This is a genomic window from Streptomyces sp. NPDC029044, from assembly GCF_040637495.1.
In the GTDB taxonomy this organism is placed as follows: domain Bacteria; phylum Actinomycetota; class Actinomycetes; order Streptomycetales; family Streptomycetaceae; genus Streptomyces.
The window spans coordinates 42,908-55,566 of the sequence record NZ_JBEZWN010000036.1 but is presented as its reverse complement, the minus strand read 5'-3'; the positions used below and the strand labels follow the sequence as shown (position 1 = coordinate 55,566).

Here is a 12,659-nt window from a genome sequence, read left to right as displayed (position 1 = left end):
GGGACTTCGGCGAGCAGGGGCTCATCCCTGGAAGGGGTCCGGGATGCCGACCGGCTGCACCAGCCAGCCGAAGTCGCCCAGCCCGCCCGTCGCGGTCAGCTCGGCGGCCTCACCGGCGCTCGCGAGGGCGCGTACGTAGGCGGCGGGGTCGGTGGAGGCCAGCGTGAGCGGGGGGCGCGCGCCGGTTACGCCCAGGGTGCGCAGCGCCTCGCGCTGGGGGAGCACGCGCCCGCCGGGCAGCGTGCACGCGTCCAGGGCGACGTGCGCGGTGATGTCGCAGGAGCCGTCCGGTACCGGTGTCGTCTCGCGGCCCTCGCGGAAGCCGGTCAGCGTCCCGAACGGGGGCCGGGTGTCCGCCGTGTGCGCGTAGTCCACGGCCACCGCGAGCCCGCGCCCGAGCGTCGCGACCGCCGTGGCCCACGCCTCGTCCCGGGGCAGCCCGATCTCGGCCCGCAGCCCCTCCTCGCCGGGCAGCGGCCACCACCGCCGCAGCCATCGCTCCTGCGCCCCGGCCACCGGCTCCCCGAGCCGCTCACTCCCGTCCTGCCGGACCAGCACCAGCCGCGCGACGCCCGCGGCGTCCACCTCCGCGACCTCCAGAGGCACGTTGTCCAGCCACTCGTTGGCGAACAGCAGCCCCGTCGTCCCCCGCGGGGGCTCGGCCAGCCACTCGATCCGGTGATCGAGCCCGGCCGGCCGCTCGGCGATGTCGACGGCGTACGCGCGCGTGCGGGCCGCCACGTCGGCCGGCAGCGCGGCGAGCACCCCGCCCGCCAGCTCGCCCCGTCCGGCCGCCATGTCGACGAAGTCCAGCACCGCGGGCCGCCCCAGCGCCTCGTCGACCCGGCACAGCAGCCGCGCCACGGCCCCGGCGAACAGCGGCGACGCGTGCACGGACGTCCGGAAATGCCCGGCCGGTCCCTCCGCGCGCCGGTAGAAGCCCCCCGGCGCGTACAGGGCGTCCTGCGCCGCCGCACGCCACCCGCGCCACTCTTCCCTCGTCCCTGCCGTCACCGGCCCAGGCTATGCGGACACAACGAACGCAACTCCACCTTGCGGAGTACGCGCGCCCGGTGCGGATCGGTCCTCCGGGCGACCCCTGCACCTATCGCGCTTCCCTACGCTGGGTTACGTGCAGCGCCTCTATGACTTCCTCCGCAGGCACCCGATGTGGGTCGACGGCTTCTGGGCCGTGGTCCTCCTCGGGATTTCGGTGCTGGGCGGGGCGGCGGGCGAGCGGATCGGCCCGTGGGCCGCCGTCCTCCCGATCACGTTGTTGCTGAGCCTCGTGGTCGCGCTGCGCCGCCGGATGCCGGAGAAGATGCTGCTGCTGGCGGCCGTGGTGGGCGTGGCGCAGCTGGTCACCGACGTCGCGATCCTGCCCGCCGACTTCGCCATGCTGGTGATCGTCTACACGGTCGCGGCGGAAGGTGCCCGCTGGGCCTCCCGCTTCGCGCTGGTCGCCGGCCTGTGCGCGGCCCCCCTGGCGCAGCTGCGCTGGTCGAACGAGCAGACGGGGCTCGCGGGCGACATCGCTCTGGCGGTCCTCCAGACCGTCCCCTTCGCCCTCGCCTGGGTGCTCGGCGACTCCTTCCGCACCCGGCGTGCCTACTTCGCGCAGCTGGAGGAGCGGGCCGCCCGCCTGGAGAAGGAGCGGGAGGCGCAGTCCAAGGTCGCCGTGGCCGCCGAACGGGCCCGCATCGCCCGCGAGTTGCACGACGTCGTCGCGCACAACGTCTCGGTGATGGTGGTCCAGGCCGACGGCGCCGCCTACGTCCTCGACGCCGCCCCCGACCAGGCGAAGAAGGCCCTGGAGACCATCTCCTCCACCGGCCGCCAGGCCCTCGCCGAGATGCGCCGCCTGCTCGGCGTGCTGCGCACCGGCGAGCACCAGGAGGCCGGCGAGTACGTGCCGCAGCCCGACGTGCAGCAGATCGAGGACCTCGTCGAGCAGTGCCGCACCTCCGGACTCCCCGTCGACTTCAAGGTCGAGGGCACGCCCCGCCCGCTGCCCAGCGGCGTCGAGCTCACCGCCTACCGCATCGTGCAGGAGGCGCTCACCAACACCCGCAAGCACGGCGGCCCCAACGCGGGCGCGAGCGTCCGCCTGGTCTACTTCGACGACGGCCTCGGCCTGCTCGTCGAGGACGACGGCAAGGGCGCCCCGCACGAGCTGTACGAGGAGGGCGGGCTCGACGGCCAGGGCCACGGGCTGATCGGCATGCGCGAGCGGGTCGGTATGGTCGGCGGCACCCTGGACGCGGGGCCGCGCCCGGGCGGAGGATTCCGCATCAGTGCCCTGCTGCCGCTCAAACCCGCGCACTGAACCCGGCGCACACCCCTCACTGACACCTGTAACGCCCCCTCAACGACCCCCTAGGGAAGAGGCCCGATGACGATCCGCGTGATGCTCGTCGACGACCAGGTGCTGCTGCGCACCGGGTTCCGGATGGTGCTCGCCGCCCAGCCGGACATGGAGGTCGTGGCGGAGGCGGGCGACGGCGTCGAGGCCCTCCAGGAACTGCGGACGACCGAGGTCGACGTCGTGCTGATGGACGTCCGCATGCCGAAGCTCGACGGGGTGGAGACGACCCGCCGGATCTGCGCGGACACCGACCCGCCGAAGGTGCTCATCCTGACCACCTTCGACCTCGACGAGTACGCCTTCTCCGGGCTGAAGGCGGGAGCCTCCGGCTTCATGCTCAAGGACGTGCCCCCGGCGGAGCTCCTGGCCGCGATCAGGGCCGTGCACAGCGGCGACGCGGTCGTGGCGCCCTCCACCACCCGGCGCCTGCTGGACCGCTTCGCACCGATGCTGCCCGGCACCAAGCAGCCCCAGCACAAGGAACTGGAGCGGCTCACCGAGCGGGAGCGCGAGGTCATGGTGCTGGTCGCGCAGGGCCTGTCCAACGGCGAGATCGCGGCGCGGCTGGTGCTGTCGGAGGCGACGGTGAAGACGCACGTGGGCCGCATCCTGACCAAGCTCGGGCTCCGGGACCGGGTGCAGGTCGTGGTGCTGGCCTACGAGACGGGGCTGGTGCGGGCCGGCGGGCACGGCTGACCCGCGGACCGGCCACCCGCCGGCTACCTGAGGATCCCCTCCAGGAACTCGCTGCCGAGCCGGGCCACCACCGTCACGTCCAGCTGGTGCAGGACGTAGCGGCCGCGGCGGCGGGTGGTGATCAGGCCCGCCTTCTTCAGCACGGCCAGGTGCCGGGATATCTCCGGGGGCGTCATGCCGTGCACCTGTGCCAGCTCGCTGGTGGTGTGCGCGCTGCGGGCCAGATGGCGGCACATGCGCATCCGGACCGGGTGGGACAGCGCGGTCATCCGCATGGCCAGCTGTTCGAGCGTCTGCGGCGCGGCGAGTTCCGGGGAGCCGACCGGGTAGTGCAGCACCGGCTGCCAGCCGTGCCGGTGCAGGACCATCAGATGCGGCCAGCCCAGGCTGGTCGGGACGAGCAGCAGGCCGCCGTCGCCGGTGGCCGTCCGGCCGTCGCCCAGCTTGTCGACCGTGATCCGGGCGGCCCCCTCGTCGAGCGTGATCGCCGGGGACACCGCGGCCAGCGCCTCGGCCAGGCCCTTGCGGCGCAGCAGGTCCGTCTTGTGCCGGGCGTCCGCCGCGAGCTGGTGGCGCAGCCGGGACCAGGCCTCCGCGAAGAACGCCTCGTCGCAGTCCCGGAGGAACTGCCGCAGCCAGGACCGGATCCGGGGCGGGTCCGCCAGCAGCCGCTGACCGAAGTGCAGTTGCCGCGGTCCGCGCGCGGCGGCCAGCTCCAGGGCCCGGCGGCGCGTCTCCGGGTCGGACAGCGTCGCCGGTTCGGTTTCGCCGTAGCAGGTGCCGCAGGTGAACTCCATTGCCGCGTCCACGAACTGCTCGTCGGACAGCTTGTCGAGCTGGTCCAGTTCCTCGGCGAGGGTCGCGCCCGGGAGCGTGCGCCGGTCCGGCAGCCCCGCCCAGGGCAGGAACAGGTCCGAGAACGTCGTCCGCCACAGGAAGTCCGCCTCGCACATGCGGTCGGCCAGATGCGGGTCGAGCCGGGCCGTCACACCCGTCACCCAGCCTTGTAGCCCCGGGTGGTGCGCCGGTTCGGACAACGCGTGCAGCGCCATGCCGAGTTCGGCCAGGGGCGAGGGCACCACGGCGGCCTCCTCCGGCCGCAGCCCCGTGATGTCGATGTGCACGCTCATGCCCTCATGGTGCACCCGGCCACCGACAACGCCCCCGCCGATTGACGGGCCTCGTCAATCGACGCGACGGCACGCGGGGCGCGGGCGCACCGTGGGGCCACCGGGGCAGCCGCGGAGCCTTCGGACCTCCATCACCCCGTCCCGCTAAGGCGATTCACCATGAGCATCACGCAGCAGCACCTCCTCGACGCCTACCGCGCCCGCTCCCTGGGCGAGCCCCTCCCGCCCGCGCCGGGCACGCACGACGGCCGGGCCGTACGGGAGGGGCGCTCCCGCCCGGCCCGCAGCGGGCTCCGGGACGTCCTGGGCCGGTGGCGGCGGCGCCCTACCTGACCTGCTCCGGAAGCCGGGCCACGAACTCCGCCACCGCCGCCTTCACGTCCTCGGCGGTCCACTCCAGCCCGGCGGACCGCACATGGACCTCCGTCAGCGCCAGCCCGGGCCCGCCCCGGTCCCAGGCGCTGCCGAACAACATGACCCCCGTCTCCTCGGCCACCCGCACCGCGGCCTCCCCGAGGACGTCCGGCTCGTACGGCAGCCACACCTGGAAGTCGTGGGTGTGCGGCACCTCCGGGTGCACGCGCGCCCACGGCACCCCGGCCGCCGCGAACCCCTCGCGCAGGGCGGCGGCCACCACGCGCGCGTGGAGCACGTACTCCGGCAGCCGGGGCAGCTCCCGGTCCAGCCCCGTGAGCGCCGACAGCACTGTCGGGAACTGCTGGAAGACCATCCCGCCGTACCGGTGGCGCCAGGCCTTCGCCTCCTCTACGAGCTCCCGAGGACCCGCGAGCGCCGCGCCGCCGAACGCTTCGAGGGACTTGTAGAACGACACGTAGACGCTGTCGGCCAGGCCCGCGATCTCCTCCAGGGGCCGGCCGAAGTGGACGGTGGACTCCCACAGGCGGGCCCCGTCGAAGTGCACCACCGCGTCCCGGTCCCGCGCGGCCTGGACGACCTCGGTGAGCTCCTCCCAGGTGGGCAGCACGAAACCGGCGTCCCGCAGGGGCAGTTCCAGCATCAGCGCCCCGAAGGGCTCCTCGAAGTCGCGTACCTCGGCTGCGCTCGGCAGCCGAGGCTCGCTCGTCAGCCGCAGCGTGCGCAGGCCCCCGACCTCGCTGAACGCGTTGCGCTCGTGCACCTCGGGATGGCTGAGCGCGTGCAGGGCGACGGCCGGGTTCCCGGTGCGGCCCGCCCAGCAGCGCAGGGCCACCTGCTGGGCCATCGTGCCCGTCGGGAAGAACGCGGCGGCCTCGGTGCCGAGCAGCCCGGCGACCTTCGTCTCCAGCGCCTCGACGACGCCGTCGCCGTACACGTCGGACAGCTGGTCCAGGTCGTGGACGCCCTGCGCCTCCGCCAGCACCGCCAGGCGCTCCCGGAGGGTCTGCTGGAAGCCGAAGCGCGCGAACACGCGCCGGGCCCTGTGATGGGCGGCCAGCCGCCGCTCGCGCAGCCCTGCGCCCCTGTCCTCGTCCGTCACCGGGTCGTCGTGTTCCGCCGTATCGGTCATGCCCCGGATCCTCCCGCGCGCGGGAGGCGCCGGGCATCCGCATTTCCGTGGGCCGTCCCCGGGGTGCCGCGCGGGCATGCACAGCCTGTGGACGACCGAACGCTCCCCGAACCGATCGCGTTAACATGACGAGAAATCGTCCGGTACCCGGAGCGGACTGGAACGGGAAGGCCGCCGTCGAGTGAACACAACCCCACAGCCAGACCCCAAGGACCGCCCCGCGCGGCTCACCGTCGGCGTCGTCGGCGCCGGCCGCGTGGGACCCGCGCTGGCGGCGTCCCTCCAGCTCGCCGGGCACCGCCCGGTCGCCGTCTCCGCCGTCTCGGAGGCCTCCCGGCGCCGTGCCGGGCAACTGCTGCCCGACGTGCTGGTGATGCCGCCCGCCGAGGTGCTCCAGCGGTCCGACCTGGTGCTGCTGACCGTTCCCGACGACGCCCTGCCCGGCCTGGTCACCGGCCTCGCCGACACCGGTTCCGTCCGGCCGGGCCAGCTCCTCGTCCACACCTCCGGGCGCTACGGCACGCGGGTCCTCGACCCCGCCCTGCGCGCGGGCGCCCTGCCGCTCGCCCTGCACCCCGCGATGACCTTCACGGGCACGCCCGTGGACGTCCAGCGCCTGGCCGGCTGCTCCTTCGGCGTCACCGCGCCCGACGAACTGCGCCTGGCCGCCGAGGCCCTCGTCATCGAGATGGGCGGCGAGCCGGAGTGGATCGCCGAGGAGAACAGGCCGCTCTACCACGCGGCCCTCGCCCTGGGCGCCAACCACCTGGTCACGCTGGTCGCCCAGTCCATGGAGCTGCTGAGCTCCGCCGGCGTCGCGGCCCCCGACCGGATGCTCGGTCCGCTGCTCGGCGCGGCCCTGGACAACGCCCTGCGCTCCGGCGACGCGGCCCTCACCGGCCCGGTCGCGCGCGGGGACGCGGGCACGGTCGCCGCGCACGTCACCGAACTGCGCCGGCACGCCCCGCAGACCGTCGCCGGCTACCTGGCGATGGCCCGCGCGACCGCCGACCGGGCGCTGGCCCACGGCCTGCTGAAGCCGGAACTCGCCGAGGACCTCCTCGGGGTACTCGCCCACGGGACCGACTTGACCGACGGCACCGAAGGGGACGCCCGATGACCGCCACTGTGCTGCGCACCGCGAAGGAACTGCACGCACGCGCGCGTGCGGGCCGCCGCGCCGTGGTGATGACCATGGGCGCGCTGCACGAGGGCCACGCGACACTGATCCGCACCGCGCGCACCATCGCCGGGCCGGACGGCGAGGTCGTCGTCACCGTCTTCGTCAACCCGCTCCAGTTCGGCAAGGGCGAGGACCTCGACCGCTACCCGCGCACCTTGGACGCCGACATCGAGCTCGCCGGGCAGGCGGGCGCGGACGTCGTGTTCGCGCCCTCCGTGGACGAGGTCTACCCCGGCGGCGAACCCGAGGTCCGCGTCACCGCCGGCCCCATGGGCGAGCGCCTGGAGGGCTCCTCCCGCCCCGGCCACTTCGACGGCATGCTCACCGTCGTCGCCAAACTCCTGCACCTCACCCGCCCCGACCTCGCCCTGTACGGCCAGAAGGACGCCCAGCAGCTCGCGCTGATCCGCCGTATGGTGCGGGACCTGAACTTCGGCGTGGAGATCGTCGGCGTGCCCACCGTCCGCGAGGAGGACGGCCTGGCCCTGTCCAGCCGCAACCGCTACCTGTCGGCCGCGGAGCGGCGCACCGCCCTCGCCCTGTCCGGGGCCCTGTTCGCGGGCCAGGACCGGCACGCCGCGCAGGAGGCGCTGCGCGCCCGGGCCCGCGAAGTGCCCGCCACGCGCGCGCGTGCCGAGGCGCTCAGTGCCATAGGGGAGTCCCGCGCGGCGGCCGACACGCACGCCGTGGCGACGGCCGTCCCGGGCGGCCCGGCGGCCGTCCGCGCCGCCGCCCGCCAGGTCCTCGACGAGGCGGCGCGCCTCGACCCGCCGCTCGCGCTGGACTACCTCGCCCTGATCGACCCGTCCGACTTCACGGAGATCGGGGACGACTTCACGGGTGACGCGGTCCTCGCCGTCGCCGCCCGGGTCGGGGCGACCCGGCTGATCGACAACATCCCCCTCACCTTCGGAAGCTTCGGAGCCGCCTCGTGACCACCACAGGCATACGACTGCACGCGCCCGCCGCCGGGTGGTCCATCGCCGCGGACGTGGTCGTCGTCGGCTCCGGCGTCGCCGGGCTGACCGCGGCCCTGCGCTGCGAGGCAGCCGGCCTGCGCACGGTCGTCGTCACCAAGGCCCGTCTCGACGACGGCTCCACCCGCTGGGCCCAGGGCGGCATCGCCGCGGCCCTCGGCGAGGGCGACACCCCCGAGCAGCACCTCGACGACACCCTGGTCGCGGGCGCGGGCCTGTGCGACGAGGAAGCGGTCCGCCTCCTCGTCACCGAGGGCCCCGACGCCGTACGCCGCCTCATCGAGACCGGCGCCCGGTTCGACGAGTCCGAGGGCGAACTGGCACTGACCCGCGAGGGCGGCCACCACCGCCGCCGCATCGCCCACGCCGGCGGCGACGCCACCGGCGCCGAGATCTCCCGCGCCCTGGTCGAGGCCGTCCGCGCGCGGGGCATGCGCACCGTCGAGAACGCGCTCGTCCTGGACCTCCTCACGGACGCCGAGGGCCGCACCGCCGGTGTGACCCTGCACGTCATGGGGGAGGGCCAGCACGACGGTGTGGGGGCCGTCCACGCCCCCGCGGTGGTCCTCGCGACCGGCGGCATGGGCCAGGTCTTCTCCGCCACCACCAACCCGTCCGTGTCGACGGGCGACGGCGTGGCGCTCGCGCTGCGGGCCGGCGCGGAGGTCAGCGACCTGGAGTTCGTCCAGTTCCACCCGACCGTGCTGTTCCTGGGCCCGGACGCGGAGGGCCAGCAGCCCCTGGTCTCCGAGGCCGTGCGCGGCGAGGGCGCGCACCTGATCGACGCCGACGGCGTGCGCTTCATGGCCGGACAGCACGAACTCGCCGAACTGGCCCCCCGCGACATCGTCGCCAAGGGCATCATGCGCCGCATGCAGGAGCAGGACGCCGAGCACATGTACCTCGACGCCCGGCACTTCGGCGCCGAGATGTGGGAGCACCGCTTCCCGACGATCCTCGCCGCCTGCCGCGCCCACGGCATCGACCCGGTCACCGCCCCCATCCCGGTCGCCCCGGCCGCCCACTACGCCTCCGGCGGTGTGCGCACCGACTCCCACGGCCGTACGACCGTGCCGGGCCTGTACGCGTGCGGCGAGGTGGCCTGCACCGGCGTGCACGGCGCCAACCGCCTGGCGTCCAACTCCCTGCTCGAAGGCCTCGTCTACGCCGAGCGCATCGCGGCCGACATCGCGGCGAACGGCCTGCACGCGCGCGTGCCCCAGCCGGTCCCGCACCCGGAGATCCCCGAGCACCCCCTCCAGACCGCCGAAGCCCGCTTCGCGATCCAGCGGATCATGACGGGCGGGGCGGGCGTCCTGCGCTCGGCGGGCTCCCTCACCAAGGCCGCCGACCAGCTCCAGCGCCTGCACACCGACGCCCGGGAGGCCCTCGCCGAGAACGGCAAGACGGCCGAGGCCGGCGTCGACACCTGGGAGGCCACCAACCTCCTGTGCGTGGCCCGCGTCCTGGTCGCCGCCGCCCTGCTGCGCGAGGAGACCCGCGGCTGCCACTGGCGCGAGGACCGCCCGGAGCGCGACGACAGCGCCTGGCGCCGGCACATCGTCGTGACCCTGAACCCGGACCGCACGCTGGCCGTGCACACCACGGACACCACAGACTTCCCCCCGACGACTTTCCCGCCCCAGGCCCCCCAGGAGCAGTGACCGACGTGAGCACCCCCGACCTTCCCCTCGCCTCCTCAGGAGGCTGCTCAGACGGCTGCGCCTGCGGCGCGGACGACGAGGCATACCTGGAGTGCGGCCTGGACCCCGCACTCGCCCAGCTCCTGGCCGACGCCGGCCTCGACCCCGTCGAGGTCGAGGACATCGCCAACGTCGCCCTCCAGGAGGACCTGGCCCACGGCGTGGACGTGACGACCGTGGCGACCATCCCGGAGGACGCGGTGGCCACGGCCGACTTCACCGCCCGCGAGGCCGGCACGGTGGCCGGCCTGCGCATCGCCGAGGCGGTCGTCTCGGTGGTCTGCGAGGAGGAGCTGGAGATCGAGCGGCACGCCGAGGACGGCGACCGCGTCGAGGCGGGACAGAAGCTCCTCTCCGTCACCACCCGCACCCGCGACCTCCTCACGGCCGAGCGCAGCGCGCTGAACATCCTGTGCCGCCTGTCGGGCGTCGCGACGGCCACGCGCGCGTGGGCGGACGTCCTGGACGGCACCAAGGCCAAGGTCCGCGACACCCGCAAGACCACGCCGGGCCTGCGCTCCCTGGAGAAGTACGCGGTCCGCTGCGGCGGCGGCGTCAACCACCGCATGTCCCTCTCGGACGCGGCGCTGGTCAAGGACAACCACGTGGTCGCGGCGGGCGGTGTCGCCCAGGCCTTCCAGGCGGTCCGCGAGCGCTTCCCCGACGTCCCCATCGAGGTCGAGGTCGACACCCTGGACCAGCTCCGTGAGGTCCTGGACGCCGGCGCCGACCTGATCCTGCTGGACAACTTCACGCCGGCGCAGTGCGCGGAGGCCGTCGCGATCGTCGGGGGCCGCGCGGCACTGGAGGCCTCCGGCCGCCTCACCCTCGACAACGCCAAGGCCTACGCGGACACCGGCGTCGACTACCTGGCCGTCGGGGCCCTCACCCACTCCTCGCCGATCCTGGACATCGGCCTCGACCTGCGGCCGGCGGAGTAGGGAGCGGGGCGGGCCATGCTGCTGACGATCGACGTAGGAAACACCCACACGGTCCTGGGCCTGTTCGACGGCGACGAGATCGTCGAACACTGGCGCATCTCCACGGACGCGCGCCGCACGGCCGACGAGCTGGCGGTCCTCCTCCAGGGCCTGATGGGCATGCACCCGCTCCTCGGCGACGAACTGGGCGACGGCATCGACGGCATCGCCATCTGCGCCACCGTCCCCTCGGTCCTGCACGAGCTGCGCGAGGTGACGCGCCGCTACTACGGCGACGTCCCGGCGGTCCTCGTCGAGCCGGGCGTCAAGACGGGCGTGCCGATCTTGACCGACAACCCCAAGGAGGTCGGCGCGGACCGCATCATCAACGCGGTCGCCGCGGTCGAGCTCTACGGCGGCCCGGCCATCGTCGTCGACTTCGGCACGGCGACGACGTTCGACGCGGTCAGTGCGCGCGGCGAGTACGTCGGCGGGGTCATCGCCCCCGGCATCGAGATCTCCGTCGAGGCCCTGGGCGTCCGCGGCGCCCAGCTCCGCAAGATCGAGGTGGCCCGGCCGCGCAGTGTCATCGGCAAGAACACGGTCGAGGCGATGCAGTCGGGCATCATCTACGGCTTCGCGGGCCAGGTCGACGGCGTGGTCACCCGCATGGCCCGCGAGCTGTCACAGGACACCGACGACGTCACCGTCATCGCGACCGGCGGTCTCGCGCCGATGGTCCTGGGCGAGTCCTCGGTGATCGACGAGCACGAACCGTGGCTGACGCTGATCGGACTGCGGCTGGTCTACGAGCGGAACGTGTCGCGCATGTGAGGTCTGCCGAGGGTGGGCGGGGGTGTGTGGCGGGCTCGGGCCGCGGTTCTGCGCCGCGCCCCGGCGGGCGGGGGCGTGTCCGGCGGCGGCGCCTGGCGTCTGGGCCGTGGTCCTGGCCGCGTGCTGTCCACGGCGGCAAGTGAGCGCATCGGTGTGAGGGGTCTGCCGGGGGTGGGCGGGGGTGCGTGGCGGGGCTCGGGCCGCGGTTCTGCGCCGCGCCCCGGCGGGCGGGGGCGTGCCGGCGGCGGCGCCCGGTGCGTCGGGCCGCGGGTCCCGGCCGCGTGCTGTCCACGGCGGCAAGTGAGCGCGTCCGTTCTCGACAGGCGTCGGTGGCCGCGTCCATGACGCTCTGGGCGGGACGAGTGGTCCCCCACGCCACACCCGCCCCCTATGCGAGATTTGTCTGATTAGCGCGTATCGTCGCCGCATGCCCACGCCATACGGATCCCGCGGCGGTCTGGCGTTCGGCGCGGAGGAGCTGCGTGTGCTCCGCCGCGCCCTCGCCCTTGCCCTCCACCCCACCCCTGCCTCGTCCGACGACGTCCAGGACTGTCTCCGTCTCGCAGAGTCGCTCGACGAGGCGCTGCGGGAAGGGGCCAGGCTGCGCGCCTTCCTCGTGGCCGACCTGGGCCGGTACCGCGCCGCCCTCCCCGGCACCGCCGCCGGCTACCTCGCCCTCCTGGACGAGGCGCTGGGTGCCGGTTACCGCCCCCTGCCCGACGACCTCGCGGCCCTGCGCGCCCTGCGCGGCAACCCCGCCGCCGCGGCCCTCCTGGACCGCTGCACGGTCACCCCCCTCACCCCCGTCCCGCTCTCCGCGGCCACCGTCCCCGGCTCACGCACCCGCCTGCTGGCGCTCCCCGGGGGCCGCGGCGCCTCCGCGGGGGACGACCCCGAGAAGCAGCCCGAGAAGAAGCCCGCACGCAAACCCCCGGCACCCAAGCCCGCCCCGGCCCCGGCCCCGGGCACCCCGAAGCCCTCCCGCCCGATCCCCACCCCGGGCGAGGTCTTCCCGCGCCGCAAGCCGACACCGCCGCCCCCGGCCAACCCCCAGCAGCTCGCCGCGGGCTGACGTGGCTACCCTGGAGCCATGGACTACGTCTCCGCGCTCCTGCCCCCGGCCGTCATGGCCGTCTTCTTCATCGGCGTGATCCGGGTGATCGTGAAGACACAGGGCGGCGCCAACAAGGCCAAGGAGGACGCGGCCGTGGACGCCGCCCTCGCGCGCGCGGAGGGCGCCGGCCGGCCCGCCGCGACACCGAAGGCCGACGCCTGACCCCACTCCCTCCGAGGGCGTACGACTCGGCGGACCCGCACCTCGCGGCGCCCGCACTTTCGAGTCGT

General features: G+C 74.6%; 13 protein-coding genes. 10 read left to right on the top strand and 3 right to left on the bottom strand.

The window, feature by feature from the left end:
• Window positions 1-21 precede the first annotated feature (21 nt).
• The gene (locus AB0E85_RS25650; RefSeq protein WP_361931467.1) at window positions 22-1,014 is read right to left on the bottom strand and encodes an SAM-dependent methyltransferase; all 993 of its coding nucleotides are present in this window, start codon (window positions 1,012-1,014) and stop codon (window positions 22-24) included.
• Between the two features lie 118 nt (window positions 1,015-1,132).
• Here AB0E85_RS25650 and AB0E85_RS25645 point away from each other — a divergent pair, with 118 nt between their 5' ends.
• Window positions 1,133-2,326, top strand: coding sequence for a sensor histidine kinase (locus AB0E85_RS25645; RefSeq protein WP_361931464.1), 1,194 nt, complete (start codon window positions 1,133-1,135; stop codon window positions 2,324-2,326).
• A 66-nt stretch (window positions 2,327-2,392) separates the two neighbouring features.
• Entirely contained in the window at window positions 2,393-3,061 is a 669-nt protein-coding gene (locus AB0E85_RS25640; RefSeq protein WP_033310325.1) for a response regulator transcription factor, read from the top strand.
• A 23-nt stretch (window positions 3,062-3,084) separates the two neighbouring features.
• Here the strand turns inward: AB0E85_RS25640 and AB0E85_RS25635 are convergent, their stop codons facing one another.
• Window positions 3,085-4,191 (bottom strand): DUF5937 family protein, encoded by a 1,107-nt coding sequence (locus tag AB0E85_RS25635; protein WP_361931462.1) that lies wholly within the window; start codon window positions 4,189-4,191, stop codon window positions 3,085-3,087.
• A gap of 159 nt (window positions 4,192-4,350) precedes the next feature.
• On the opposite strand from AB0E85_RS25635, the gene AB0E85_RS25630 reads away from it, so the two are divergent.
• Window positions 4,351-4,524 carry a hypothetical protein gene (locus tag AB0E85_RS25630; protein WP_361931460.1) on the top strand — a complete coding sequence of 58 codons (174 nt, stop codon included), beginning with the start codon at window positions 4,351-4,353 and terminating at the stop codon, window positions 4,522-4,524.
• On the opposite strand, the gene AB0E85_RS25625 is transcribed toward AB0E85_RS25630, so the two are convergent.
• Window positions 4,517-5,698 (bottom strand): beta-eliminating lyase-related protein, encoded by a 1,182-nt coding sequence (locus AB0E85_RS25625; protein WP_361931457.1) that lies wholly within the window; start codon window positions 5,696-5,698, stop codon window positions 4,517-4,519. The two genes, AB0E85_RS25630 and AB0E85_RS25625, sit on opposite strands and share 8 nt — an antisense overlap.
• 181 nt (window positions 5,699-5,879) lie before the next feature.
• Between AB0E85_RS25625 and AB0E85_RS25620 the strand changes: the two genes are divergently transcribed.
• The 7 genes from AB0E85_RS25620 to AB0E85_RS25590 all read left to right on the top strand — a co-directional run bounded on the left by AB0E85_RS25620 (window position 5,880) and on the right by AB0E85_RS25590 (window position 12,591).
• The gene (locus AB0E85_RS25620; protein WP_361931454.1) at window positions 5,880-6,818 is read left to right on the top strand and encodes a DUF2520 domain-containing protein; all 939 of its coding nucleotides are present in this window, start codon (window positions 5,880-5,882) and stop codon (window positions 6,816-6,818) included.
• Window positions 6,815-7,816 (top strand): pantoate--beta-alanine ligase, encoded by a 1,002-nt coding sequence (gene panC, locus AB0E85_RS25615; RefSeq protein ID WP_361931451.1) that lies wholly within the window; start codon window positions 6,815-6,817, stop codon window positions 7,814-7,816. Before AB0E85_RS25620 ends, panC begins: the two co-directional genes overlap by 4 nt.
• Complete coding sequence (locus tag AB0E85_RS25610) at window positions 7,813-9,522, top strand: L-aspartate oxidase (protein WP_361931449.1); 1,710 nt, start codon at window positions 7,813-7,815, stop codon at window positions 9,520-9,522. The genes panC and AB0E85_RS25610 overlap by 4 nt, the downstream gene beginning before the upstream one ends.
• 5 nt (window positions 9,523-9,527) lie before the next feature.
• The gene (gene nadC, locus AB0E85_RS25605) at window positions 9,528-10,502 is read left to right on the top strand and encodes a carboxylating nicotinate-nucleotide diphosphorylase (RefSeq protein ID WP_361931446.1); all 975 of its coding nucleotides are present in this window, start codon (window positions 9,528-9,530) and stop codon (window positions 10,500-10,502) included.
• A 15-nt stretch (window positions 10,503-10,517) separates the two neighbouring features.
• Window positions 10,518-11,315 (top strand): type III pantothenate kinase, encoded by a 798-nt coding sequence (locus AB0E85_RS25600; protein ID WP_361931444.1) that lies wholly within the window; start codon window positions 10,518-10,520, stop codon window positions 11,313-11,315.
• Between the two features lie 427 nt (window positions 11,316-11,742).
• Window positions 11,743-12,387, top strand: a complete 645-nt coding sequence (locus AB0E85_RS25595) for a hypothetical protein (protein WP_361931442.1) — start codon at window positions 11,743-11,745, stop codon at window positions 12,385-12,387.
• A gap of 18 nt (window positions 12,388-12,405) precedes the next feature.
• Complete coding sequence (locus tag AB0E85_RS25590; RefSeq protein WP_361931439.1) at window positions 12,406-12,591, top strand: hypothetical protein; 186 nt, start codon at window positions 12,406-12,408, stop codon at window positions 12,589-12,591.
• The last annotated feature ends 68 nt before the right edge of the window (window positions 12,592-12,659 follow it).

Bases quoted from the DNA above. Each gene is read 5' to 3' on its own strand.
- AB0E85_RS25640 (WP_033310325.1), top strand. From the start codon at position 2,393: ATGACGATCCGCGTGATGCTCGTCGACGACCAGGTGCTGCTGCGCACC.
- AB0E85_RS25635 (WP_361931462.1), bottom strand. From the start codon at position 4,191: ATGAGCGTGCACATCGACATCACGGGGCTGCGGCCGGAGGAGGCCGCC.
- AB0E85_RS25630 (WP_361931460.1), top strand. From the start codon at position 4,351: ATGAGCATCACGCAGCAGCACCTCCTCGACGCCTACCGCGCCCGCTCC.
- AB0E85_RS25625 (WP_361931457.1), bottom strand. From the start codon at position 5,698: ATGACCGATACGGCGGAACACGACGACCCGGTGACGGACGAGGACAGG.
- panC (WP_361931451.1), top strand. From the start codon at position 6,815: ATGACCGCCACTGTGCTGCGCACCGCGAAGGAACTGCACGCACGCGCG.
- AB0E85_RS25600 (WP_361931444.1), top strand. From the start codon at position 10,518: ATGCTGCTGACGATCGACGTAGGAAACACCCACACGGTCCTGGGCCTG.
- AB0E85_RS25595 (WP_361931442.1), top strand. From the start codon at position 11,743: ATGCCCACGCCATACGGATCCCGCGGCGGTCTGGCGTTCGGCGCGGAG.
- AB0E85_RS25590 (WP_361931439.1), top strand. From the start codon at position 12,406: ATGGACTACGTCTCCGCGCTCCTGCCCCCGGCCGTCATGGCCGTCTTC.